General features: G+C 39.8%; 16 protein-coding genes. 11 read left to right on the forward strand and 5 right to left on the reverse strand.

Annotation, left to right across the window (positions count from 1 at the left end):
• The first annotated feature begins 13 nt into the window (after positions 1–13).
• The 5 genes from NH153_RS10195 to NH153_RS10215 all read left to right on the forward strand — a co-directional run bounded on the left by NH153_RS10195 (position 14) and on the right by NH153_RS10215 (position 5,124).
• On the forward strand, positions 14–1,582 hold the full coding sequence (locus NH153_RS10195; RefSeq protein WP_063703415.1) for a sodium:solute symporter: 1,569 nt from the start codon (positions 14–16) through the stop codon (positions 1,580–1,582).
• Entirely contained in the window at positions 1,583–2,494 is a 912-nt protein-coding gene (locus tag NH153_RS10200) for a glucosamine kinase nucleotide-binding domain-containing protein (protein WP_063703416.1), read from the forward strand.
• Positions 2,484–3,419, forward strand: a complete 936-nt coding sequence (gene murQ, locus NH153_RS10205) for an N-acetylmuramic acid 6-phosphate etherase (RefSeq protein ID WP_054560801.1) — start codon at positions 2,484–2,486, stop codon at positions 3,417–3,419. The genes NH153_RS10200 and murQ overlap by 11 nt, the downstream gene beginning before the upstream one ends.
• Complete coding sequence (locus NH153_RS10210) at positions 3,419–4,597, forward strand: exo-beta-N-acetylmuramidase NamZ family protein (protein WP_063703419.1); 1,179 nt, start codon at positions 3,419–3,421, stop codon at positions 4,595–4,597. The genes murQ and NH153_RS10210 overlap by 1 nt, the downstream gene beginning before the upstream one ends.
• 227 nt (positions 4,598–4,824) lie before the next feature.
• Positions 4,825–5,124: an energy transducer TonB gene (locus NH153_RS10215; RefSeq protein WP_063703421.1), complete on the forward strand. Its 300-nt coding sequence runs from the start codon at positions 4,825–4,827 to the stop codon at positions 5,122–5,124.
• A 64-nt stretch (positions 5,125–5,188) separates the two neighbouring features.
• On the opposite strand, the gene NH153_RS10220 is transcribed toward NH153_RS10215, so the two are convergent.
• Both NH153_RS10220 and NH153_RS10225 read right to left on the reverse strand, forming a co-directional pair.
• Positions 5,189–8,209: a carboxypeptidase regulatory-like domain-containing protein gene (locus NH153_RS10220; protein ID WP_063703424.1), complete on the reverse strand. Its 3,021-nt coding sequence runs from the start codon at positions 8,207–8,209 to the stop codon at positions 5,189–5,191.
• A gap of 378 nt (positions 8,210–8,587) precedes the next feature.
• Positions 8,588–9,433 (reverse strand): MurR/RpiR family transcriptional regulator, encoded by an 846-nt coding sequence (locus tag NH153_RS10225; protein WP_054560797.1) that lies wholly within the window; start codon positions 9,431–9,433, stop codon positions 8,588–8,590.
• Positions 9,434–9,770: 337 nt separating this feature from the next.
• Here NH153_RS10225 and pbp4b point away from each other — a divergent pair, with 337 nt between their 5' ends.
• Both pbp4b and NH153_RS10235 read left to right on the forward strand, forming a co-directional pair.
• Positions 9,771–12,218: a penicillin binding protein PBP4B gene (pbp4b, locus tag NH153_RS10230; RefSeq protein WP_063703427.1), complete on the forward strand. Its 2,448-nt coding sequence runs from the start codon at positions 9,771–9,773 to the stop codon at positions 12,216–12,218.
• A 94-nt stretch (positions 12,219–12,312) separates the two neighbouring features.
• Complete coding sequence (locus NH153_RS10235) at positions 12,313–13,689, forward strand: Na+/H+ antiporter NhaC family protein (protein WP_063703429.1); 1,377 nt, start codon at positions 12,313–12,315, stop codon at positions 13,687–13,689.
• Between the two features lie 239 nt (positions 13,690–13,928).
• On the opposite strand, the gene NH153_RS10240 is transcribed toward NH153_RS10235, so the two are convergent.
• Positions 13,929–15,065 (reverse strand): PQQ-dependent sugar dehydrogenase, encoded by a 1,137-nt coding sequence (locus NH153_RS10240; RefSeq protein WP_063703431.1) that lies wholly within the window; start codon positions 15,063–15,065, stop codon positions 13,929–13,931.
• Between the two features lie 343 nt (positions 15,066–15,408).
• Between NH153_RS10240 and NH153_RS10245 the strand changes: the two genes are divergently transcribed.
• The 4 genes from NH153_RS10245 to NH153_RS10260 are packed head-to-tail and all read left to right on the forward strand — an operon-like array spanning position 15,409 to position 24,172.
• The gene (locus tag NH153_RS10245; RefSeq protein WP_063703433.1) at positions 15,409–18,957 is read left to right on the forward strand and encodes a CHC2 zinc finger domain-containing protein; all 3,549 of its coding nucleotides are present in this window, start codon (positions 15,409–15,411) and stop codon (positions 18,955–18,957) included.
• The gene (locus NH153_RS10250; protein ID WP_063703435.1) at positions 18,954–22,808 is read left to right on the forward strand and encodes a hypothetical protein; all 3,855 of its coding nucleotides are present in this window, start codon (positions 18,954–18,956) and stop codon (positions 22,806–22,808) included. Before NH153_RS10245 ends, NH153_RS10250 begins: the two co-directional genes overlap by 4 nt.
• Positions 22,801–23,712 carry a hypothetical protein gene (locus NH153_RS10255; RefSeq protein WP_063703437.1) on the forward strand — a complete coding sequence of 304 codons (912 nt, stop codon included), beginning with the start codon at positions 22,801–22,803 and terminating at the stop codon, positions 23,710–23,712. Before NH153_RS10250 ends, NH153_RS10255 begins: the two co-directional genes overlap by 8 nt.
• A gap of 19 nt (positions 23,713–23,731) precedes the next feature.
• Positions 23,732–24,172 carry a hypothetical protein gene (locus tag NH153_RS10260; protein WP_063703439.1) on the forward strand — a complete coding sequence of 147 codons (441 nt, stop codon included), beginning with the start codon at positions 23,732–23,734 and terminating at the stop codon, positions 24,170–24,172.
• A gap of 423 nt (positions 24,173–24,595) precedes the next feature.
• Here the strand turns inward: NH153_RS10260 and NH153_RS10265 are convergent, their stop codons facing one another.
• Positions 24,596–25,195 (reverse strand): hypothetical protein, encoded by a 600-nt coding sequence (locus tag NH153_RS10265; RefSeq protein ID WP_063703441.1) that lies wholly within the window; start codon positions 25,193–25,195, stop codon positions 24,596–24,598.
• Positions 25,185–25,736 (reverse strand): RNA polymerase sigma factor, encoded by a 552-nt coding sequence (locus NH153_RS10270; RefSeq protein ID WP_063703443.1) that lies wholly within the window; start codon positions 25,734–25,736, stop codon positions 25,185–25,187. The genes NH153_RS10265 and NH153_RS10270 overlap by 11 nt, the downstream gene beginning before the upstream one ends.
• Between the last annotated feature and the right edge of the window lie 5 nt (positions 25,737–25,741).

Below are 25,741 nucleotides of genomic sequence, written 5' to 3' on the forward strand. Positions count from 1 at the left end.
GTTAGGATAATAAATGAGTGCAAATTACGCTTTTCTCGATTGGCTAGTATTCGCAAGTTACGGTGCAATTTTATTGCTAAGTGGCTGGTGGTTTAATCGCAAACGCGCTAACTCAAGCCAAGATTTTTTTCTAGGCGGAAATAGCATGCCAACTTGGATGGTGGCTATTTCTGTTTTAGCGACTTCGCAATCAGCGGCAACGTTTATTGGCGGGCCAGATCAAGGCTATCAAGGTGACTTTTCTTACCTTGCGACTAATATCGGTGCGTTTATTGCGGCATTTGTGGTGTCGGCGTTTTTAATTCCAAAGTTCTACCAGCAAAAAGTGTTCACTGTATATGAACTGCTTGAAAAACGTATCGGGCCAAAGGCCAAGCGCCGTAGTGGCATGATGTATTTATTTGGCCGTGTGTTTGCCAGTGGTGCTCGTTTATACATGGCCGCTATTGCTGTGGCGATGATTCTATATGGCAATATCGATGCCGATAGTGTGGTTATCGCGACTTTAGTGCTGGCGCTGGCGGGTTTGCTTTATACCTTTTTAGGGGGTATTCGCAGCGTTATTTATTCTGATGTACTGCAAAGTATTGTTTATGTCAGTGCGGCTATTGCGGTTATTTGGTGCTTGCTGAATGTTATTCCGGCTGATTTTTCAACCATTATTGCAACGCTGAATGAGCCAAGTCCTGGTGCAGATTCAAAACTTGCGCTGTTTAAATTTGATTTCGACTTTGGCCCATCAGGGGTATTTAACATGGCCTCTGTGTTAACGGGGTTTGTGCTATTAAACATCGCCGCATTTGGTTTAGACCAAGATATGACGCAGCGTTTATTAACCTGTAAAAGTCCAAAAGAAGGCAGTAAAGCGTTATTACTATCGGTGGTGATGGTGATCCCAGTTATGGCTATTTTTATCTTTATTGGTTTGCTGCTTTATATTGTTTATCAGCAACCTGCACTAATGAATAACGAAGCTGGGCAAACGGTCGTACAAGAATTTAATGGCGAAAAAATCACTATCTTTATGTACTACGTATTAAACGAAGTACCAGCTGGGATTAAAGGCTTAGTCAGCGTGGGTATTATTGCTGCGGCTATTTCTACTTTGAACTCTGGGCTTAGTTCGATGTCTTCAGTCATCGTACAAGATATCTATCGCCCGTATTTAGAAAAACATAACAAGCAAGTAAGCGATCATCACTTTGTGAAAGCAGGTCGTGTAGGGATGGCACTGGTGAGCCTTGCCTTAGCGCTGATGGCTATTCTTTGTTATTTCTGGCAGCAATACAGTGATATGCCATTATTAAAATTTGCTCTAAGTGTCATGGTGTTCTCGTACAGCGGTTTGTTAGGTGTGTATTTTACGACCTTGTTCACCAAACGAGGCAGTGAAGGCTCAGTGTTAGCAGCGCTAATAGCGGGCTTTATGGTGACCTTACTAATGCAGCCGTACATGATTGACTGGCTACTACCTGAGTCAATGCGTTTTTACTTAGGCTTTACTTGGCAGCTGTGCATTGGCACTTTGCTTGCGACATTGGTGTGTTGCCTTGGTAAAGCGGCGCACGAGAAGAGTGCATAAATGGCCGTACGCTATGTTTTAGCCATCGATGGTGGTGGCACCAAAGTGTTAGCAGAGCTAAAAGAGCAGGCAAGTGGCGCTACTTTTCGTGCCCAAGCGGGTTCGGCATCAATTTCGAATGATCTTGATTTAGCGTTAGAAAACATTGTTAAAGTGACCCGTGATGTTTGCCAGCAAAGTGGCGCAGAGCCAAGTGAAATCGTCACCGTTATGGGTGTTGCTGGTGGCTCATCGCAGAGTCTTGCTGAGCAATTAACAGTGATGCTCAAGCTTATTTACGAAATAGAATTTGCCAGTTTGCAAATTACCAGCGATGCAATTACGTCACTATATGGTGCTAATCTTGGTGACCCATGTGTGGTTATTGCTCTTGGCACCGGTGCTGTCGGGGCACGATTAAACGCACAAAAGCAAACTAAGTTGGTGAGCGGCTGGGGTTTTACCGTTGATGATTTTGGCGGTGGAGCACGTATCGGCCTGATGGCTGTGCAGCAATTATTAAACGATATAGATATTTACGATTTACCAAAAAGCCGATTAACGATTCGTTTGAGTGAGCAGCTAGGATGCACTCGTCAAACAATTAGTAGTTGGCTTAAACAAGCAAAACCCGCGGATTATGCAGCATTTAGCCCGTTGGTGTTTAGCTTACAAAACGACTGTGAGGCGGCAAAAACGGTATTAACAGAGCACACCCAATCGGTGGTTCGGTTAATAAATAAAAGCCGAGGTAACTCGCCGTTGCCGGTGATTTTAATTGGTGGTTTGGCGAAAGTCAGCCAACCGTTATTGCCACTTGCCTTACAAAACGAATTATCTCCTTGTAAGGGAGATTCATTAACTGGTGCCGCCATTTTAGCGGCAAAGCATTACCATGACATTATTGAAAAAGGACAACCCAATGAGCCCTGAGCACGTCTTTAAGCAACAACGTGAGTTACTCGAAGAGTTAAACGGTATTGTCTCTGAAGGACAAAACCCAGACACTTTGGATATCGATCTGCTCAGCTCCACTGAGATCCTCACTAAAATCAATAATGAAGATCACAAAGTAGCGGGTGCCGTGAAACTTGTGATCCCACAAATTAGTGAAGCTGTCGATCATGTCGTTGAAGCATTTCAACAAGGTGGCAGGTTAATTTACATTGGTGCTGGCACCAGTGGTCGTTTGGGTATTTTGGATGCGGTTGAATGTGCGCCTACCTATAGCGTAAGCGATCAGCAAGTGCTTGGTATTATTGCTGGTGGTGACACCGCGGTTAAAAAAGCCGTAGAAGGCGCTGAAGATAGCACTACGTTTGCTATTGAAGACTTAAAAAATGCCAATTTAACCAGTAAAGATGTTGTGGTTGGCATTGCCGCCAGCGGTCGAACTCCTTATGTTTGCTCGGCAATTGAATACGCTAAATCACTTGGTTGTGTCACTGTGGGTGTCACTTGTAACCCTGATTCAGCGGTGATGCGTTTACCACAAATCGGCATTTGCCCCGTGGTGGGTGCAGAAGCTGTAACTGGCTCTACACGTATGAAATCGGGCACGGCACAAAAACTCGTACTGAATATGCTAAGCACAGCTAGCATGATCCGCACAGGTAAGGTGTATAAAAACCTGATGGTTGATGTAAATGCTAGTAATGAAAAGCTGCACGCTCGTGCTATTCGTATTGTGATGCAAGCAACAGAGTGTTCTCAGCAGCAAGCTGTGGATGCATTAAAGCAAGCCGAGCAAAGTGCAAAACTGGCCATTTTAATCGTGTTAACCGGAAAACCAGCTCCTGAAGCAAAACAGTTATTGTCAAAAGCGGGTGGCTTTTTACGTAAGGCGGTTGAAGAATAATGCGTTTTTTAGCTGTTTTAGTTCTTAGTTGTTTTGCGCTTTTGGGTTGCCAAGAAACACCTGCACAAGCACCTAAAAATGCACAGCCTTTACAGGTGGGCGCAGCCAATTTTCAAGCTTATGTACCTGCATTAACAGGGAAACGTGTTGGCTTGGTCGTTAATCAAACATCAGTTGTGAATGGTCAACATTTGGTTGATGCCTTACTTGATAAAGGCGTTGTCGTTAGCAAAATATTTGCCCCAGAGCATGGCTTTCGCGGCGACCATGACGCCGGTGCTCACGTTAAAAGCACAGTAGATGCTAAAACCGGCATTGATGTTGTGTCGATATATGGCAGTAATAAAAAGCCAAGCCCTGAGATGCTTGCTGATTTAGACGTCATTATTTTTGATATTCAAGATGTTGGTGTTCGTTTTTACACTTATATCAGCTCAATGCACTACGTAATGGAAGCTGCCGCTGAAAATGGTAAACAGGTTGTGGTACTCGATAGACCAAACCCAAATATAGCCTATGTGGATGGACCTATCCTTGACCCGCAATTTCGCTCATTTGTTGGCATGCACGAAATTCCTGTTTTACACGGTATGACAGTGGCTGAACTTGCTCAAATGATCAAAGGTGAAGGCTGGATAAATGACGCTGATAAGCTTGAACTAAGTGTCGTGCCTGTTGCAAATTATGACCGTACTATGGCTTATGAGCTACCAATAAAGCCAAGCCCTAACTTACCGAATGCTCAATCAATTGCGCTATATCCATCTTTGTGTTTCTTTGAAGCAACGCCTGTAACTATTGGCCGTGGTACTGATTTTCCGTTTCAAGTTGTTGGTTACTCGCCAGTTAAACTCGGCGAATTTAGCTTTACGCCTAGGGCGATTAAAGGCGCTTCAATGCACCCTAAATTCAAAGGGGTCGAAGTATTTGGTCAAGACTTACGAGATGCTGATATTCATGGCCTAGATTTAAGCTTGTTTATTTCGGCTTATCAAAAGCTAAGTGCGAATGATCAAACGTTTTTTGAACGCGCTGATTTTATGGATAAACTTGCAGGGACTGATAAATTGCGTTTAGCCATTGAAGCCGGCCAAACAGAGCAACAAATAAAGCAAAGCTGGCAAGCCGATTTAAGTGCTTATAAACGCAAGCGCTCCGCGTATTTGCTGTATCAATAATACCTAACTAGCTAACTAACAACGAGGCGCTTGCCTCGTTTTTTTATGCCTATAAAAAGCTATGCTTTATTCATGAACTTGATTTGTAAGGATATACCATGAAAGTTCATTTACTTGCCGTATTTGCATTACTTGCTGGCTGCTCATAACTCCCAAACAGTACAACAAGTAACTCAACCGATGTACTTGACCTTCGAGATGATAAAAACGCAGCAGAGCAGCTGTGGATGCTTAAACACGCAACAAAGCCCAGTTATCCTAAAGCAGCAGAAATTGCCAAACAGACGGGCTGTGCGCGCTTTTTAATTACCATAAATAAACAAGGTAATACCACCGATATCCGTTTTGTAGAGAGCTTCCCCGAAGGGCTATTTGTCGATGTGTCGCGAGAGTCGCTTAAAAATTGGCAGTGGCAGGCAAGTACAAGTAACAGTGAGTCGCGAGCGACAACCCGAACGGTACAGCTCGACTACTTTATGAAAGAAGCGACTAATATGGATGCAGCAAAAGCATTTTGTACAATTTAAGCTTTTACTGTTTTTGAGGCATAAAAAAGGGCCGCAATGGCGGCCCCCAACAGGATTGATTAACTTAGAACTTGAAGTTAAACGACAGCTGCACGCGACGTGGGCTGTAGTAGTTACGATACTCACCAAAGGTTTCTGACGAGACATAAGGGTTATTGTTATAACCTGTTTGACGGTCAAATACGTTAAAGATATCAGCGCGGAATTGTAATTCCATGTCACCTGAGAATCTAAAGTCTTGGGTGTAGTTTAAGTCAAGTTGCCAATGGCTTGGGCTACGACGACTACCTGCAGGCTCGCTGTAGCGCGTGGTGCCACTTGAGTAACCGTAGATTGAACCATCCCATGCTTCCCAAGGTTTACCCGACTGGAATACAAAGTATGCACCGATGTTCGCATCCCATGGCACAGTGTAGTAACCATACACTTTTACTTTATGCGGTTTATCACCTGATAGTGTGCCGTATTTGTAATCCCAAGGGTAACGACCGCGGCCATCACCATAGTTCGATGAACCAATGAAGGTATTAGCATCTGTTGTTGCGGTAGTGTTATCTTGGTCGAAGTTACCGTAATAATGACTCCAAACATAAGAAGCATTGATGTAGCTGTTTTCACCTAAGTATTCAGCTTCGATGCTAGCTTCCCAATATTTAGTCTCACCACCATCTACTTCAGCGATAACATAAGATGAACCACCAATTTCATTACGGATCTCATCTAGGTTATCGACATATAAACCTTTGTCTGCAATATGTTGTGGCACGCCTTCAGCATCAACACCAGAGTAGTCAGTTAAGCGCGCATTATTTGGCATATCTTCCCAGAAATGCGACGCCTTACGGTGACGTACGTGAGCACGTAACACTAAATCAGAACCCACATATTTAGTGGTACCAAGTGTAAACTCTTTGATTTGACGAGGTGTTAAGTCATCAGCAAATACTTTACCTGATGAACCTTGGCGCGGCTCTGCATAAATTACGTTACCCGCTTCATCAAATTCAACTTCAATTTCGGCACGGGTATTACGGTCCCAAGATGCAGCACGTGCAAGAGAGCTTGCTTCAGGGTTATACATTGAGAAGTTTGCAAATACTGAGTCTTGATCTGCATAATTCCAAGTTGCACCTAAACGCGGTTGGATCATATCTGACCAATCTGTTTGGTACATTTTGTACTTTTCGCCAGGTGCTAATTCATAGCCCGAGATGGTACCAGATGCCGATTTAAGACCTTGGCCATACCAAGTATCGCGGCTCACCAACACACCGATGTTGTAAGTCCAATCACCTACTTCAATGGTATCGTTGATTTCGAAGTTCAGCGTTTCCATTTCTGAGTTGATAGCAGAAACGGCGTCTTCACCAGCAACTAAGCTCATTTGTTGCACGCGAGCACGGTAAATAACTGGTGCTGAGCTGCCTTCTTCTAAGCTCTCGTCGAGGCCGCCAACATAAGAGATGCTACCCCAACCATTTGAAAGGCGAGACAGTACTTCTTTACCTTCTTTCCATTCGCCACCTACATGTAACGTGTGGTAAGTATCGCCCCAGCTAAATTCATGCTCTAGGTTTAACTCGAAGCTATCACGGTAGAAGTCGATATTATCGTATTGGTAATACGCACCAACACCACCACCGCCAAGCAATTCGCCGTTTTCAGTATAACCGTATTGTGCAATTAGAGGTGCAGCGCCTGCATTAAATGCAGCAATTTGCTCTGCTGTGTAGTTATCATCAGCATCTAATAAGCTTGGTACACTGAAGTAACCCATTTCAGCGAGATTGCTGATGTCTAGTTGACCCGTTAACGATGGCACTACAGATAACTCTGTATCTGGCGTGGTACCAGACTCAAGTTCAAATTTACTGTATTGGAATGAAAGGGTTGTTGCGTCACCTAAAATCCATGAACCATCTAATGTAAAGATATCTTGGTTGGCTATATCACCTGCAGAGACGCTGTCTGTTTCGTAAGCGCCAATTGAGCGACCTTCGATGGTTTTTTCTGAGGTACGCTGTGAAATATTAATTAAAATATCGTCTGTTGGTGCCCAAGTTAACTTACCAAAGTATTCATCACGAACACTCTTATAGTCTTTTACTTCACCATACGCGGTATCTTTATTGGTTCGAGTTTCTTCAGGACGAAAATAAGAAGTGTAGAAGTATAAAGTGTCTTCAATAAGTGGGCCGCCTAAACTCGCTGTAAGCCAGCTTTTATCAAGCTCATAGCTTTCTTGACCTGTCGGAGTCGCCACTAAACTTTTAGGTTGAACTTTGTATTCAACATTACCGTGGAATTCGTCAGTACCTGATTTTGATACGGTGTTGATTGAGAAGCCACCTGAACGGTTAAAACCAACCGCTTTTGCACCACCACGGTCCATAGTTACGTATGCAACGTCATGGGTTGATGGCTCTGATGCTAAGTTACCAAACATAGGGAGTGAAACATCAACACCATCGAAACCGTAAGAGTTATCAACACCAGAACCACCGGCTGATGGGCCAAGAGTTGCGTTTTCAGATAGTTCAACACCCGGTACTAGTTTTAATAGGTCGCGGTAATCTTGACCAACTGGCACGCTGTTGATTGCTTCTTCACCTAATGAGTTAGTGAGTGCAGATTTACCTTCACGGAATAACTTACTGCCAGTTACTGTGATTACTTCAACATTTTCTTTAGCGCCACCCATTGTGACATTTAAGCTTGATGTTTGTTCAAGTAAAACATCCACAGTCATGGTTTGAGTTACACCGTTTTTATCGGTGAAAGTCAGTTCATAAGTACCTGGTTTTAGCTGCGGTAAGTCGTAGCTACCATCTTCGCGGGTAACGACGGTACGTGCTTTTGGCATCACGCTACTTTTTGCTGTAACGGTGATCCCCGCCAGTGACTGCTGCGCTTCAGGTGATGATACTTTACCTTTGATGCTACCAGTTAGATTTGCAAAGGCTGGTGCGCTGGCGAGTGCCGCGGCCATAACAACACCGGTTAAGGCTGTTTTCTTTGCGCGAAGTGCATTGTTAGTCGCTTTGGCTATATAGCTCATTGCGAGTGTGGATGCATGTTGTTTCATTGTTTCCCGTCCTTATATTTATATGCTTTGATGGACTACTTACCCAATTGAGACTTATGAACTTTAAAATTATGTTGCCCATATATTAAACAGGTGTTATTGGGTGTGGTCAAGAATATTTTTTTATTTAAAGGTGTGTTTTTAGGAATAAAATATATAACCCATTTTAGGTAAAGTTCAGTAATGGCTTGCTTTAGCTGGGTGCTAAATTATTGGTTGGAGAATTTTGTAAGAAATTATGACTTTTTAGTCAGTCGCTTATCGCAATTATTTAAAGGCTTAGAGGGCAAAGGGACGTGGTAAACAGCATCTGAAAATTAGACACAAAAAAAGCAGCTTAAGCTGCTTTTTAAAATTTATATATCATCAACCAAGAAATTAGTTATTCTTAAATTCGCCAACAACTTCATTAGAATGTTCTAGTAACTTACGACCTTGGCGGCTCGACTGTGTTAGAGCAATAAACAAAATATCAATGACAAAATCTTGCGCCGTACGCGCTAAAATCGATGATAAACGCACAGACTCGCCTTCAGCAACCGAGTAAAGTTTTACATCAGCCGAGTCGGCAACAAGGCTGCTGCCAAATTTAGTCACTGAGATCACCGAGCTTGAATTTTTCTTAGCTTGTTTAACAACTTCGGCAATTTCGCGAGTCATACCTGACTCACTTATCGCGATGACCAAGTCACCTTTAGAAAAGGTCGCAACATACGCAAGTTGTGCATGACCATCTGGTTCTGCAATTGCAGGCATACCGAGTTTTTGTAATTTATAAGAAAAATCTTTTGCAACCAGCGCTGAGCCACCTAAACCACAAATCAGAATACGTTTTGCTGATTTTAATAGCTCTACCGCTTTTTCGACTGCCGGCGCTTCGTTGAGGTTTTTGGTTTCGGTTAACACCGCCAATTTACTGCTTAATAGTTTTTCGGCGATTTGCTCTAGCGAGTCATTCAGAGTGATCTTGCCATGTAGCTTAGGTTCGCTGCTTTCATCGTTAAGGGCATCAATTACTGCAAGTTTAAAAGCAGGGAAGCCTTTATAACCTAACTTTTGCGAAAACTTCACCACACTTGATTGGCTTACACCAACCACTTTTGCTAGTTCAACCGATGATAAATTACGAATCGCATTCGCAGAATTTAACGTAAAGTCAGCAAGCTTAGCTTCGCTGCTCGATAGAGATTGGCGTAAGGCTTTAATTTTTACAAAAGTAGACATAGGGCTCACTTTGTTTGCTTAACTTAGTCAAAACGCAAAGCGATGGTTCTATTATAAACACAGGGCTTGGGCGCATTGTTTGCTTAACACGACGACTTATTTTTGTTTTAGCAGACCTAAGTTTGGAATATTTTTCTTAATTTAGATGGAATAATATAGTTTTATTCCATAATAGATACAACACTAATTATTGAGATAGCTCTATTTTTAGTAACTTAGCGATAATGTATGCTTTTTATTCTTTAATTGTGAAATAAAATATTTTACATGTTAAGTGGGTGTTGCTACTGTATTGTTGAGAATCGTCAACGCTTAAATCATCAGGTATGAATCTGTTATGAGTTTTACCCCTTTGAAAACGTTACTTAAACAGCTGTGTTATCTCAGTAGTGCGGTATTATTAGTAAGCTGTGCCAGTAATCCATATACATACACACAATCAGCTAATTACAGCCATCGTGTTAAGTTTTTAGTGATGCATTACACCGCCATTGATTACGAAAAATCAATGCGTGCGCTCGTGGATGAAGGGGGCTTAAGTTCACATTATTTATTACCTGAATCAGGCGATCCTAGTTATCCAAAAGACGATTTAGAAATTATTCAGCTGGTTGATGAAAAAGATAGAGCATGGCACGCCGGACGCAGTTTTTGGCAAGGCCGAGAAGATTTAAATGACCATTCAATTGGTATTGAAATAGTGAATGTACCAAGCTGTCATATTCCTGAGCAAGCAAACCTTGCGATGGAAAATGACGCCAGTAAGTTATGTATTTTTCCAGACTATGATGCCAAACAAATTGAGCTACTAATCGAGCTAAGCAAAGATATTCTTGCTCGGAACCCAGATATCGGCCCAACTCAAGTTATTGGCCATTCGGATATTGCCCCAAGCCGTAAGAACGATCCAGGTCCGCGTTTTCCTTGGTTTCAACTGTATAAAGCAGGTATCGGTGCGTGGTATGAAAGCGACACCGTTGATAAGTATTGGCAGCTATTTAGTTCATCAAAGCCTTCTGTTGAGTTAATGCAAAAAGCATTGCGCAGTTACGGCTATGAGGTGATTGCAACAGGTCAGCTTGACTCGCAAACGCTCGATGCCTTAAGTGCTTTTCAAATGCACTTTTTGCCTTGGCATGTAAGTGGCAATAGTGATGCAAGAAGTGCCGCTGTGCTTTTTGCGTTATTAGATAAATACTTTCCTAAAAAGAGTGAGCGGTTATTTAAAGAATATCAGCAGCAACAGCAAGCGGTTGAGCCAGCGCCAAAAACACTGGCCAATGCACAAGTTGTAGCGCGTATTCCAGCACTTGATCCGAGTAGTCGCGCGCTTGTTAACGACAGGGGCACATTTACTGCCTATAAAGGTCGCGGTGAAATCATCATTGAAAACCAAGATGCAACCAGTGCTAATATTTTCATAAATGGTGAAAAAATTAATATTGCCTCACCATTAACAGCCGAAAAAATATATCAATACAGTTTGGCTAAACGCACCCGCGATGGCATTAACACCTATAAAGTAGAAAATGTATTGCCAGAAGGGGCAAGTTTAACCCTGCGTTTTCCTTACCCAACGCTTGATAAAAACAGCGCTCAAAAGCGTTTTAGTGCCGTTGATGAGTTAATTAATCAAGAGATTAAAGAGGGCTTTCCGGGCGCGGTACTTGCCGTTGTTAAAGATGGCAAGTTGATTAAACTAAGCCATTATGGCGCAGCTAAAAAGTACCATGCTGATGGCAGTGAGCTGAAAACCCCACAAGCTATGCAAAACGATACCTTGTTTGATATAGCCTCAAATTCAAAAATGTTTGCCACTAACTTTGCGCTGATGAAGCTTGCCAGCGAAGGGAAACTCGACGTAGAAAAGCCACTGTTTTATTACCTACCAGAATTTAGGGGCAGTGGCCGTGAGCAGCGCTTAGTAAAAGATTTACTCACCCACAGTGCAGGTTACCCAGCCGTGGTCGATTTTCATCGTAAAGACAATAAATTTGGTGAGCGTTTTTTTTCTCAAAACAGCCTACGTACTAAAAACCTGCTATTAACTGGCGTCCCTTTTGTGGCTGGTCGGAACGTAAAACACCTATATTCTGATATCGATTATATGTTGCTTGGTGTGCTGGTAGAGCGTATTAGTGGCATGGCGCTCGATACCTATGTTGAGAGCCAAATTTATCAGCCACTTGGTTTAACGCATACGGTTTATAATCCATTGCAAAAAGGCTTTTTAGCTTCACACATTGCCGCCACAGAGATTAATGGCAATACCCGAGGTGGTCGCATCGAATTTGAAAATATTCGAACCGATGTACTGCAAGGTGAAGTACATGATGAAAAAGCGTTTTATGCTTTAGGTGGCGTAGCAGGGCATGCCGGGCTTTTTAGTACTGCCGGTGATTTATCCGTGCTTATGCAGGTGTTACTCAATGGTGGTGGCTACGACAACAAGCAAATTTTTACGCCACAAGTACTTGAGCAATTTACAAACTCCCAAGCAAGTGATGAGACCTATGGTTTAGGTTGGCGACGCGCGGGGCATCAAGCACGTAAATGGCATTTCGGCCCTTATGCCAGCCCGCGGGCTTTTGGTCATACTGGCTGGACAGGCACGGTGACCGTTATTGATCCTGAGTACGACCTTGCTATTGTGCTACTAACCAACGCGCGCCATACCCCAATTGAAGGGTCGCAAGAAAATTACGAGTTTGTCGGCAAGCGTTTCGAAACGGGTAAGTATGGCTCTGTTATCTCACTGATTTATGAGAGTATATTAAATCACTAGTCGAATTAAGTTGAGTTTGGTGGCAAAGCCATTAAGCTTAGCGAGTTTTCGCATAATAAAAATAAAATGTTGTTCTTAATTTAAAAGGGTTTTTATGTCTTGGTATTCAATTTTACCACCCTTGATTGCTATCTTAATTGTGTTTTGGCGCAAAGAAGTGATCATGGCGTTATTGGTCGCGGTTGCGTCGTCTGAGTTTTTACTTGCTCTGAATGGTGAAGGTAATACCTTGTTTTTCACCTTTATTAATACTATTGAGCGAGTCATCGAAGTTGCCAGCTCTCCTGGTAATAGCCGTATCCTTATTTTTAGTATTCTAATTGGTGCCTTACTTGCCTACATTCGTGAATCTGGCGGCGTGGCTGCGACAGTTAATTTGCTGATGAACAAAGGGGTTGCTAAAAGTAAGCGCCAAGTCGGTTACTTAACCATGTTCTCAGGCATTGCGGTATTCATTGAATCGAACTTAAGTGTATTAACCTCGGGGATTTTATCACGTGGTTTATTCGATAAATTTAAAATGAGCCGAGCGCGCCTTGCTTACATTATCGATAGTACCAGCGCACCTGTGTGTATCTTAATTTTGCTAAATGGTTGGGGCGCCTACGTGCTCGGCCTACTTGGCAACTACGAAATGGAAGAGTCTGCGGTATCGGTATTGTGGGGCAGTATTGGTTATAACTTCTATGCCATTATCACCTTACTTATCGTGTTCTACACCATTACTTTTGACAAGGTACATGGCCCGCTTAAGCAAGCTGAAGAAAACCTAGAACAACAAGAAACAGAAGTAGCCGAAGAAGTAAAAGGTTCAAAAGCACGTTACATGCTTGTGCCACTTATCACCTTAATTGGTAGTATGGTTGGCTTTATGTTCTGGACTGGCGATGGCGATATTGCCAGCGGTAGTGGTTCTAAATCAGTGCTGTACGCAACTATTTTAGCTTGTGTTGTGGCTTACTTCTTAATGATTAGCTCGCGCGAATTTACACACCATAAGCTGGTTGATATTGGCTTTAAAGGTATGGGTGAGTTACTGCCATTAGTGTCTATTGTATTGCTATCACTCACTTTAGGCGCGAGCTTGAAAGACCTAGGTACAGGTGTGTTTGTAGCCGGACTAGTCGGTGATTTCTTACCTATTTACTTGGTTGTGCCAGTGCTGTTTTTAACCGGTGCGGTAATTTCATTTACCACCGGTACCTCGTGGGGCACATTCGCAATTCTTATTCCAATTGGTGTACCGCTCATTCAAGCTTTAGGGTTACCACCTTCATTGGTCATTGCTGCTATTTTAGGTGGTGGTGTGTTTGGCGATCACTGCTCGCCAATCTCAGATACCAGCGCAGTATCGGCCATTGCATCAGGCTGTGATTTATTAACTCACGTAAAAACTCAAATGCCATACGCCTTATTCGGCGGCGCATTAACCTTCATCGCTTACCTAGTGACGAGTATTATTGTGATATAAAAGCTTTAAGCTGTAAGCCTTAAGTTATAAGTAAAAAACCACAGAGAAGTCTGTGGTTTTTTATTGCTTGAATTTCGATAACTCGCACATTCAAGTTTGATAGCCGTCAGCCGTCAGCCGTCAGCCGTCAGCCGTCAGCCGTCAGCCGTCAGAAACCATCGCGCGAAATAACTTTCACGCCTAGGTTACTCCTTTACTCTTTCCCCTTGTAACTCGCTAACTTGTTTTAAATCTGATAGCTATATTTTCGGTACAACCTTATAAACACCGACACCATCAACACCAAGATATAAATCACCATTAGGGTGGGTGGCTAGGCTACGAACGCGTCCTACACCTTCAAATACCTTGCTGTGGCCTGTTACTTTGTCACCATCAAGTTTCACCAAAACAAGGTGGCCAAACTTCATCGAACCTACGGCAATTTGGCCTTGCCACTGTGGGTATTTATCGCTGGTGATAAATTCCATTCCAGAAGGAGCAATTGAAGGCACCCAATACCAATCAGGTTGTTCCATTCCTTCGCGACTAGTTTCGTCGGTAATTTTTGTACCAATGTAGTTGATCCCATAAGTGATCTCAGGCCAACCATAGTTTGCACCTGCTTTAACTATGTTGATTTCATCGCCGCCACGAGGGCCATGTTCATGGCTCCAAATAACTCCCGTCTCAGGGTGCATTGCCATACCTTGTGGGTTACGGTGTCCATACGAATAAATGCTTTTGTGAGTTGTTTTATGGTCATAAAACGGGTTTGATTTAGGGATAGAGCCATCGCTATTGATACGGTGAATTTTGCCAGCATCATAGTCTAAGCTTTGTGGGTGAACGTCTCTTTTGCCACGGTCGCCAATAGAGAAGTACAAGTAACCTTCTTTGTCGAACTCAATACGCGAACCATAGTGTTTTGTTGTTTCAATATTTGGCTCGCCATCAAACAATAATTGCTGATCAACAAGAGCCATATCTTTAAAGCGGGCACGCATAATTGAGGTATTGTAACCCTCACCATCGCCCTCATAGCCCGAGTACGAAAAGTAAATCCAACCATTGTCGGCAAAGTTCGGATCAAGTTCTATATCTAATAAGCCTCCTTGACCTTCATCATGTACTTTAGGTGTGCCTTTAACTGCTTGCTCAACGAGTTTGCCATCACGAATCAATCTAAGCTCGCCACGTCGATCAGTAACGAGTAAGTCACGCTCGTTAAGCCAAGCCATACCCCAAGGAATTTGAATTCCTTCGCTTACTAATTCTAGTTTGTAGTTATTAGCGCTGGCATCGAGAGGAATCTTTTGCTCCGGCTGAGCACACGCTTGCAAGCTCGATAAGCTAATTGAGGCAATGATTAAACTGTTAAACAAAGACCTTTTCATGGTAACTCCATAATATTTAAACACGATGTTACTAGCCTAGCTGGTTCAGCATTAAATTGTTATTAACATTAGAGCAATGTGCGATTATTGGTAGGAAAAGTGAGGTAAAGAGGTCGTTATTGTATGGGACGAAAAATTTAAGTGTGATGATTAAGGTTGAATTGAAAGCAAATGGTTTTTGTTGAACTGATTACCATATAGAAAGAAAAGCTTTGAAAAAGTAAATCATCTTTGCTTGAATCATACTTTTTCTATAGCATTAAGCATTGATTGGTAATCATTTTTAATCTGTATACTTACAGTTTTAGAAATACAAAGTGTTGGTAAAATAAAGGACTACCTAATGCAGTTTAGTGATGCAATTTCAGAGTTAACGTCAAGGGTTAAGCTTGATGATTTGTGTGATAGGCTAAGGATAGACACAGAGATTAAAGGCTCTAATAAAGTTGCACTCTGCCCTTTTCATGATGACACAAAACCTTCAATGCGTTTGTATGATGACAACCCTACAGGTGGATCCCAATTTCACTGTTTTGCGTGTAATGCTCACGGCAATATATTTGAGTTAGTAAAACAAGTTCAAGGTGTCGACTTTAAAGAGTCAGTAAAGTGGTTAGCAAACGAGTATGGAATTACTCTTTCCAGCATGCCCCGAAACAATAACTCTAAGAATGTTGATAGTTTGTTTTCAACTATTACTAATGATTGTTACTTATATGCTTTGCAGGTTTATAAAGATAAACAAAATATCGGTGAACTTACCAATTATATAGTGGGAGTTCGTAGGTTTAATCAAGATATTATCGAAAAAGCTAATCTTACACTAGTTTCAGGAAAAAACTTACTGGTAAAACATCTCTCAAATTTAGATTTAAAAGATGCAGAAAAATTAATTTTATTTGATGAGTTTGAGCGTTTAGGGCTTATAAAAAAATCACTAAACTCAGATGAGAATCACAAATTTTACCTACCACTAATCCAAGAGCTGCAGCAATCGTATTATGATCACTTTTCAGAAGGGCGTGTATTATTCCCACTTCAAAATGAAATTGGAAAAATATTAGGATTTGCAGGGGGAGTAACGAATGAAAATGTTAAAGGACCCAAGTATCTTTTTACCAAAGGGCTTAAAAAGAGACACATACTCTATCGTTCAAACTCTGCATTTGAAAATCTGCAAAAAACACGTGGCATCGAGCAATCCCTCTATATTTGTGAAGGATTGTTCGACGCTTTAAGGTTAGAATCTTTAGGTTATGCAGCGGTCGCTATTCTTGGCGCAAGCCTTTCAACTGAACAAACAAAACTCATTTGCTCACTATCTTTAAAGATGGAAGAGGTGCTGCATGTTCACCTATTTCTTGATAATGATAATGCTGGCATTACAGCAACTGCAAATGCAATTAAAAGCCTTTTAAAATCGAGTGATCCTGGCTCTTTAGAATTATCTATATTGCATGATAGCAACACTCTTTCAAAAGTTGATCCTGATTTATATTTGCAGCAAGTGGCTAATCAAGAACAAGCTAATGAAAAGCTCCTTCAGATTGATTACCCATTACCAGCAATCTATTTAGCATCAAAGTTAAAGATTACAACTAATAGTATTAGAAATAATGAATTTTTTAATGACTTACCTTATTCCAAAAAGTTTAATGCTGCTAAAACCTGGAGTGAGGTCTTTGACAATATCAATCGCGATGAGGAGCAATTTTTAAATAATTTTGAAAAAGAATACAAAACAGAATCTTGGTATGGATTTCTTGCAAGTCAGTCAAAGCATAAATTAGGCGTTGAAGATTTAGAATTTACTGATAAAGACTTCTTAACTGATATTTCAGCAAAGGTTAAGCATGCTATTAAAGTTGCACAATCGTCTGGGTTATCAAGTGCTTTGCCGAATGATATATCCGAGTGGCGGCGCTTAGATATGAGTTCAGTTGCTGTTGAGACTATATTAGAAGATCGCTTCAACTTAAACACTGATCTGCGACCACTTGAACCGTTAAATACTTTTAAAACTTCAAGAAAAATTGGTGACCCTGAAGCTCGCATTATGCACATGCATTGTGCTGAAGATTTGATTTCTCATCAGTACTTAATGAATGAACTTTTGACGCAGTCTTACGATAACTTTCCACTAAAACACACTGATAAGTCTCATCGAAGATTAAGTGATTGCATACCAGCTACACGGTATTACAGAGATGATAATTTATCTGCATCCACAGGTAATCCGGTCAGAGAAGATGTTGTCTTGAGTTTTGCATATCAAATTGACATGGAATTAATTGAAGGGGCACCGCCTAAAAAAGAAGGAATGTTTAGACCTTACTTTGATTCTTGGAAAGACTTCACAGCATCTATATCTACAGTAGCTAAAAAAATGCCTTTAGTGCATATGGTAAGGCTTGACCTTAAAAGATATTACGATGAGTTACAAAGGTATGTCGTTCGAGATGCATTAAGAAACTGCATACCTGTAAATATTTTTGATAATGATAGGTTTGCAGTCCTAATAAAGAAAGAAAACCGAACAAAAGATTTTCTAATAAACTTTATTTTAGAGCAAAGCTTTGGATATTCATTTTATGATTCCAAAACAGGAGAGGTTCAAACAAAAAGCTCACAAAAAGGTATACCTCAAGGGCCTGATTTATCGTCTTTTATCGCTAACTTAGTATTGTTCAAAGTTGATGAAGCAGCTAGATATTTTATTCAAACTTATAAAAATGAAGATACTGATTATAGCCCAGCCCATTATGCTAGGTATGTTGACGACATGGTTATTATTGCTGATAGTGCAAACCTACTCGCAAAATTTCGAAGTACGTTAGAGGGTTCAATTAAAGATTTGCAATTAGAAATAGTTGCAAAAGAGCAGCCAGCGGCTATGAAGCCTGATGATTTTTTAAGGTATTTAGGTAAGGGTAAAGCGTTAGCTGCTTCTGGGCCAACTGGCGTTGAGCAACCTATCGATTTCAATGAGCTTAAGTTTATTGATAAAATTGAGAGATATCAGGCGCTTGGCTTATTAAATGATAAGTCACTTTATGCTTCTGAAGTATCAATGATTCTTAAAAAAGTTTACATGGCTGCTAATTCTGAAGATTTAAGGCTTAATGATCTAAAAAAAGTATCAAAATGGCTATGGTATGCTGCCGCATCTAAATTTAATAGTGGAACATTAGAACCTGAGCCGGTTGAGCCGTTAATAAAAGACTATCTCGTTGAATGGTCACGTACTGTATCAAATATTAATACTCCTTTATGTAAGAATGAATGTTTCTGGGAAGATCCACTATTGATCGCTTTAGATGGACTAAAAAGTAACTTTGAGTCTTTTAGTTGGGTTGATGATGGGTTAACTAATCAAGAAAAAGAAACAAAAGACAGAGTAAGAAAAATAATATTAAAGTTAGTCTCAAGTGAAGATTTTTTTCGAAAATTGAAATTCTATGGTTCATCACTAAGTGAATATGCAATACATGGTTGGGGTGTTTCGGCTAAAGAGCTTGTTAGAACTTATTGGCAAAAGCTAACATACCTCGAATGGGAAGCTTATAAAATGCTTATGAAATCAAAGGAAGATATGCCTAAGCAAACATCTAACAAAAACTCTCCATTAGCAAAAAGTCTTAGGCGTCTGACATTTACAAATGCAGAACTTTACCAAAAAAGATACATCGGGCTACACGAATTTGAAGATAGTCTAGTTGGGGAGCTTTACCAAATTTGTATGCTACTTCAAGAGATATATCATTCATTGGGGTTAGACGAAATTGATGGATTAGCAAAAGTAAAAGGACATATTAGTAACTTAAAAAAAGACATACCTGAAAGTTGTACTTTGGAGTTGTTTTCACTGATAGCAGGGAGCGCTGCTGAATGAGTATTGACAAAAAAAGAGCGATTGAGTTTTTGTGTACGGTGACACATAAAAGTCAGTTATTAAACGTTTTGCAAGCAAGTAAGCTGCTTAAAATAGAAGGTACGCAATTAATTCCTAAAATACCTCTAGAAACTAATATAATTTATGGGCATACAGCAAAAGTTCAAGAACGCGAAGCGAAACATCGAGAAATCGAAGCTTTAAGAAAGGTTCAGTTGTTTGATAAAGAAGATGACTTGGTTGATAAGGATAATATTTTTTTATCCTCAAAAGAGCATAATGAAGTAACTAGATGGCGAGAAGTTAATACACCTATTTTAAACGAAAAAATTAAAGTATTTGAATTTCAATTAGCTCCAGGTTTTCCGGCAAAAAAAATATACACCGATGCCCCAACTCATACAGAGCCATCAGCAAAGACATTAAAATGGGTTGCTAGTACATATAGAGCATTGGTAAAAAAAGAGTCTAATGATAAAGAACGCATACCTGCTTGGTGTAATATTGCCATGTCTAACTTAATTGAGGACGGTGAAACTGAAAATACAGTATGTGTTCTAAGCCCTGCTAAAGATACTATCAATACACCGCTTCCGTTCGCTTTTATCCGTGATGGTAAAAGAGGGTTGAGAGCTCATGAAATCTATAAAAAACAGGGGTACCTGTGGAGGGCTGGAATAGCTTTAACTGATTTGTTGGGTTTTACTCAAGAATTAGATAAATATGCTGAGATTGAAGTTGATTCAAGCCAAAACTCGCCTATAGAGCAAGTTTTAAAAAGTAGTTTAAGAAAGCTAAATGGATCAGTATATTGGGCTCATAAAGTCGGTGAGTTTGATAATCAAGACTCTATCCCTCCACGAATTGAGAGAACACTAAAGTTTTTATCAAATTTTCCAGATGAAAAACGCTCAGAAAACCAGTCTGCCTTTGCTTTGCTTTCTGAGTTAGAGTCGAGCTTAATGCGAGAGCGAATGACTACTTCTTTCAGACCCGAAAATAATGGTGAGTTACCTTCTTTATACTCTAGAGGCTTAAAAACTGCTTTATTAAAAGTACCAATTTCTTGGTTTGAAAGCTTTAACAATAAGCTCCCAACTACCTATGAGGATAGAAAAGAGCCAGCTTTTTGGTCTTCTTTATTTTCTTTGTTTGAAAGCGATTTATTTGATACAGAAAACACTTTTGAGAGAGAAAGAGGAAGTGCATTGCTCGGGTGTATTTATAATTACACAGAGTCATTTTTAAAAGGAGTTGTGTTTGAACAAGAAGCCATAAACAGAATTGGTGATACTAATTACGATGAATTGGATTTAGCCGGAATTATTGGTTTTGAGGAGACGACTCTTGTACTAGGTAAAGAGTTAAATAATATAAGTAGCTTGGTCGAATATTTTAAAAACCTTATAGAGTTAAATACACCACAAACAAAATTCGACAAAATAACAACTGCTGGTTGGCTAGTACTTGCACTGATAAAAATTAAATTCATTGTTACTGATAATAGGGTATATAGCGAAAAGTTTAAAAAAATTGGGGAAGCTTTAGGAGGAAGTTCTACTTTAGTCAAACTACTAACGAAAAGCTCAGCTAACCCCCGTGAATTTTGGCCAATAGAGCATGAGCCGCAAGCACCTAGTGGTAGCCCATTAAGCTTAGATGATAAAAATGCTTTAGTTGATACTTTCAGCCAAATAAAGGCTTTCCTGAAGTTGCTAGACCCAATTTATTCTGAACAAAGCAAAGTAAGATTAGTCGATGTTGAAAGTAAGCACTTTAATTATAACAGTAGTAAAAATGAGTACTTAGAGCGGTGGGATATTAATAAATGGCAAGTAAATATAGCAGGTGGTGACAAGCCCTCTACAAAATCAGTTAATGGAGAGCTATTAAGTGACTGGGTAGAAACTACCAAAGACGACAAGCGGCCAATTTATATCTCTATTTTAGGTTCTAGGTATGGTTTAATTGAAAATACTTTGAGCTTTAATAAAACGTGCTCAAGTTCGGAGCCTGCCTCAGAGGAAAAGTCAGATATTTCAGTTGACTCTCCTCAACAAAATACTATTGATAATGTTAAAACGCCTCATAATAACAACGAAAATCAAAATGTGCCTCTTCGTGAGATGGAGCATGATAATTGTGAGAGGAAAGAGTCAGAGTTTGAAAATAAGAGACAAGAAAATACAAAAAGCAATGTAAATGATGGATTCAACTTTAATAGATCTAGTTTCTATGAAAGCCAAATTATGGGATGGAACCGTCGCGGTAATACAAAGTCGCCAAGCCATATAAGAGCGGCATTTTTACAGCTAAGACTCAATGATAAGTTGGGTTGTGGTTATGAATTTCCAAACTTTGATGACATAGAGAAAGATGAAAAGGGTATATACGAAAAAGAGGAACGCAGAAGACAGGCTATTTTGCAGAGAGTTATAGAAACATGTGCTCAACTTAAGGTTGAGTATCTGGTTTTGCCAGAATATTCTGTTCAGCAAGATACAATAATATGGCTAAAATCAAAGTTAAAAAAATATAAAATCTCAGTTTTGGCTGGAACATATAGGTATTCACCGAATATATATCCAAATAGAGAGCATGAGCTAAGAATAGGATGTTCAAGTAAGAGTGAAAAGTCTTTATTTATAAATAATTATGAAGCCGTTTTAACATTGTTAATACCCTATGATGGCGATGTTGTTCTATTAAACCGCTCAAAAAAGTATGCTTCGCCAGCTTCAAATGAATTAATCAAACCGTCGAGTGCACTACTAAAGCCTTTATTTACTTTTGCTAGTTTTAATGACGAAGTTGTAGCAAGTGATAAAAGATTAATAAAAGTAAAAAGTAGCTTAAAAAAATTGGATTCATTAAATGAAGTTGAAGATGTTAATTATGAGATATCGTTAATTAACGATTACATAGACTCAAAAAAAGATTTGTCATTAAATGAGTTAAAGAAGTTATGGAATGAGGGTCACATTAGGCCATTAAACTTCATTCAAGAGCTTATTTGTGCTGAGTTGTTCTTATTAACAAACCCAACCAATTATAATGACTTAAACTCGGAGTGGATAAAATTAGGAAACCATTTTGATACTAAAAGAACAGAAACAGATGATGAAGAGAGTAATGCAACACTTGGTGACCTTAAAAATATTTCAAACTATTTGACTCGGCAAGATCAAGATAAAGACCCTTACCGAAGAAGTATTATATCTATACCTGCAATGACAACTAGAACTGAAGACTACTGGTTGTTTGGGCAAAGTGCGATGTTAGCAAATGGCTTTAGTACGATTTTTTGTAATGCTGTTTCTAAAGGTCATGGCAGGGGGGGGAGCTGTTTTATAGGGTTAGATAGTTGGCTGGAAAATAAATCTTCTAATGATTTTATAACTCCTTATCATGGATGGGGTAAAGGGATTTATTATGGCAAATCAAGTGAGGCTCTAGGAGAAGAGAGTGCTTTAGTTATTGCAGATATAGATCCATTAATGATGTCACAAGGTAAACCTCGTCCTCAAGCAACTCCTGTTCCCATGAGACTTGTAGGTTATTTACCAATAATAGAGTATAAGTCTAAAAATAAAAAACACTTGGAAAACATTGAGAATGCACTTGTTAGATTAAATGATTCAATCAGTACCCTTTCTTATAAAAACTTATCTTTAGATGATTGCAATGAGTTAAAGAAAGCAGTAGAGAGTTTTCTATCGACTGACGAACACTCTAAAAAAGCTACAAAGGAAAGGATAGAACATTGGGAAAAGAATTTACATAAACATCCGATGTCAGGTTTGCCAGGAGCTCTTACAGATTGGATTGCGGTAGAAGTTGAAGATGAATAAAAAAACTATCTTAGCGCTTTTTATTTTTGTTAGTCTAAATTTACTTGTTACATATTTTTCGATCATACCTTTGAGCAGTGAAACTGAAATTTGGACTGCTTTAAATGCCTTGGCGACTATGAATATAGCTATTTTAACTGCTTTTTTAGCGTTTTATGGTTTACAACAGTTACATTCAATTAAGAAACAAACAGATGTTACTAAGGAGCATAATCAATCATTAATAGCGCATTCGGCATATAGTGAATATTTAAAATTAGCTATGGAATACCCCCAATTTGCGCACCCTAACATTGCTAAATTAGATGAAAATTATGAGCTAAAAAATCACTATAAATGGTTTGTTGCAAATATGTTATATCACTTCGAAACAGTTGTTGAAGCTATGAAAGGTGATGATGACTGGGAAGTTACACTTATTCCTCAAATAAAAAAGCATGGTTGGTATATTTATCAAAATGATCGTTACAAAAAGGATGGTTGGAGTAGTGAGTTAAAGGAGCTTATTAAAAAAGCTGAAAAATCTTACACTCGTACACAAAGACAGAAAAATAACGATACTATTATTAAGAGTAAAGCTGAGGAGCAATATCAAAGGTACTTAAACCTATTAGCAAAGAACCATAACTTGTTAGCAGAGCCAAGCTCGAATGAAAAGTTCATCCAAAATTCACATGAATATAAAGTGTTTTATAAACAGATATTTTTTATTCTGGGAGGGTTGGCTGAAATTGTTGAGGAAAATCCTAACTGGAAAAAAACAATAACAAATGAGCTCAAAAGCTTAGATTGGTTCTTCTGTGAAAAGTACATGAATCTAAGTGGGGATAGTTATTTTGTGAATGGTCTACAAAAAGAATTACTCTTGAAGTTAAACCATGCTTTGAGAAAGCTCTTTAGTTAATTTTTTATTAAGGGTTGTTATGAAAGGTTTAGAGGTTAGTTGCGGACTATTTATAGATTTAGTCCCTGTCTTTAGTTTAATTTTAGCTGTTTTTGCTCTATGTGTTGCGTACTGGCAAGTTCAAGTGGGACGAAGCTCAACAGCATCTGCACAGGCACATAGTATTTACCAGCAATATTTACTTATGTGCATGGAGAATCCAGTGCTTGCAAGTGGTAAATATGAACCACGAACTGATAATGATGAGCAATATGCAAAATATACATGGTTTTTTTCTAGTATGTTATTTGCGTTTGAACAAGTCTTAGAAGCCAAGCCAAAAGATGAGCAATGGAAAGAGACAATTAAAGCACAGCTATCTATACATAAAAAGCATTTAATTAGATCAAGTACGGCAGCTAGCAATCAATGGTATATAGGATTACAAAAGTTGATTGGTGAAGTAAAAAATTCAGATTGATACTTGTTTATCAGCTTTTTAGCCACAAGGTTGAACCTTCAACTTAAAGCTATTGGTTTTAAATCTGAAAGCTGACGTCAATAGCAGATGGCTTTCGAAACTATCTACGCGGGGTAAACCCGCTGCTACCTAAAAGCTTGCGACTTTACTCTTGTAGCCTGATAACTTTTTAAATCTGAGAGCTGACGGCTCGTTGAACCATCGCGCGAAATAAATTTCACGCCTACGGTAATCCTTTACTCTTTCCCCTTGTAACTCGCAAACTTTTTTAAATCTGAAAGCTCTGAGTGTGTTGGGTTTCGCTACGCTCTACCCAGCCTACGAACTCCTTTACTCTTTCCCCTTGTAGCTCGCTAACTTTTTTAAATCTGACAGCTCTGAGTGTGTTGGGTTTCGCTACGCTCTACCCAACCTACGAGCTCGCTAACTCGTACAATTTTTCGCCTCATGGGTTAGCTGTTTGAGTGCGATGATTTGGCCTTGTTTGTTTTGGTCTAGGGCGAGTAGGTCACCTTGGTGAATATGAGTATCTAGGGTGCCGTGTTTTTGTAGCTCTTCAAGGAGTGATTGCTTTATTTGTACTATGACATTTTGCTCGCAGTCGGCGATATACCAGTCGTTATCAACACTGACGAGACGGCCGGTGAAGCTGGTACGGGCTTGGTGATTGGCTAATGCTTGTTGGTAGTTCGCATCTAGGTTTTGTTTTTGTTGTTTAAGATTACTCACATAGCTGCCTTTAGCGTCGAGTTCGTGTACTTCAAGCCATTGATAATCAGATAAATCTACTGCATAAACATCGGTTAACTCGCGGTTGTTGTATTGCAGCATGACAAAACCAAGAATCGCTAAAGCAGCAAAAACACCGGTCATTTGTAAGCCTAAAAAGCGCTGTGGCCTTGGCGTTGCTGACTGTGGTTTTTGCATGTCTGAAAGCTTGTCGCTGCTTAAGCTGTGCTCTGCCTTACGTTTTTGAAAATGTGCTTTTAAATCAGCATCGAATTGCTCGTCGTTACGCTTCATGATGGCCTCCTAGTTGTTGTTTCAGGTTTTGACGGGCATATCGCAGCCGAGTTTTAATGGTCTCTGGGTTACTTTGTGTGATTGCAACAATGTCTTCGAGACTAAAGCCTTCTTGTTGTAAGGTCAGCGCTTCACGTTGTACAAAGCTAAGCGCCATAAGTGCTTTATCAAAGGCTTCATAGTCGTAGTGATAACTTGCATCCTGAGATTCAGAAAATAGTTGGTTGTCTTCTAATTCAACGAACTTTTGCTGCTTACGAAATTCATCAATTAATAAATTACGAGCTAATCGAAAAAGCCACGCTTTTGGGTTGTTTTGATCATTGTAAAAGTCGCGTTTATCAATGACTTTTAACCAGGTTTGCTGGCATATATCAAGGGCAAGATCTTTATCACTTTGGGTAACTAGATAGTGATAAAGATCGTTCCCGTATTGAGCAACGAGTTGGTTAAGGTAACGGTTGTCGCCCGTTTTGGCATACTGCGCCAAACAATCTGTGTTTGGCTTGTCAAATAACCATGTCTTGATGCTCATTAGCATAGGCA

The organism is Pseudoalteromonas gelatinilytica (assembly GCF_001641615.1).
GTDB lineage: Bacteria > Pseudomonadota > Gammaproteobacteria > Enterobacterales > Alteromonadaceae > Pseudoalteromonas > Pseudoalteromonas gelatinilytica.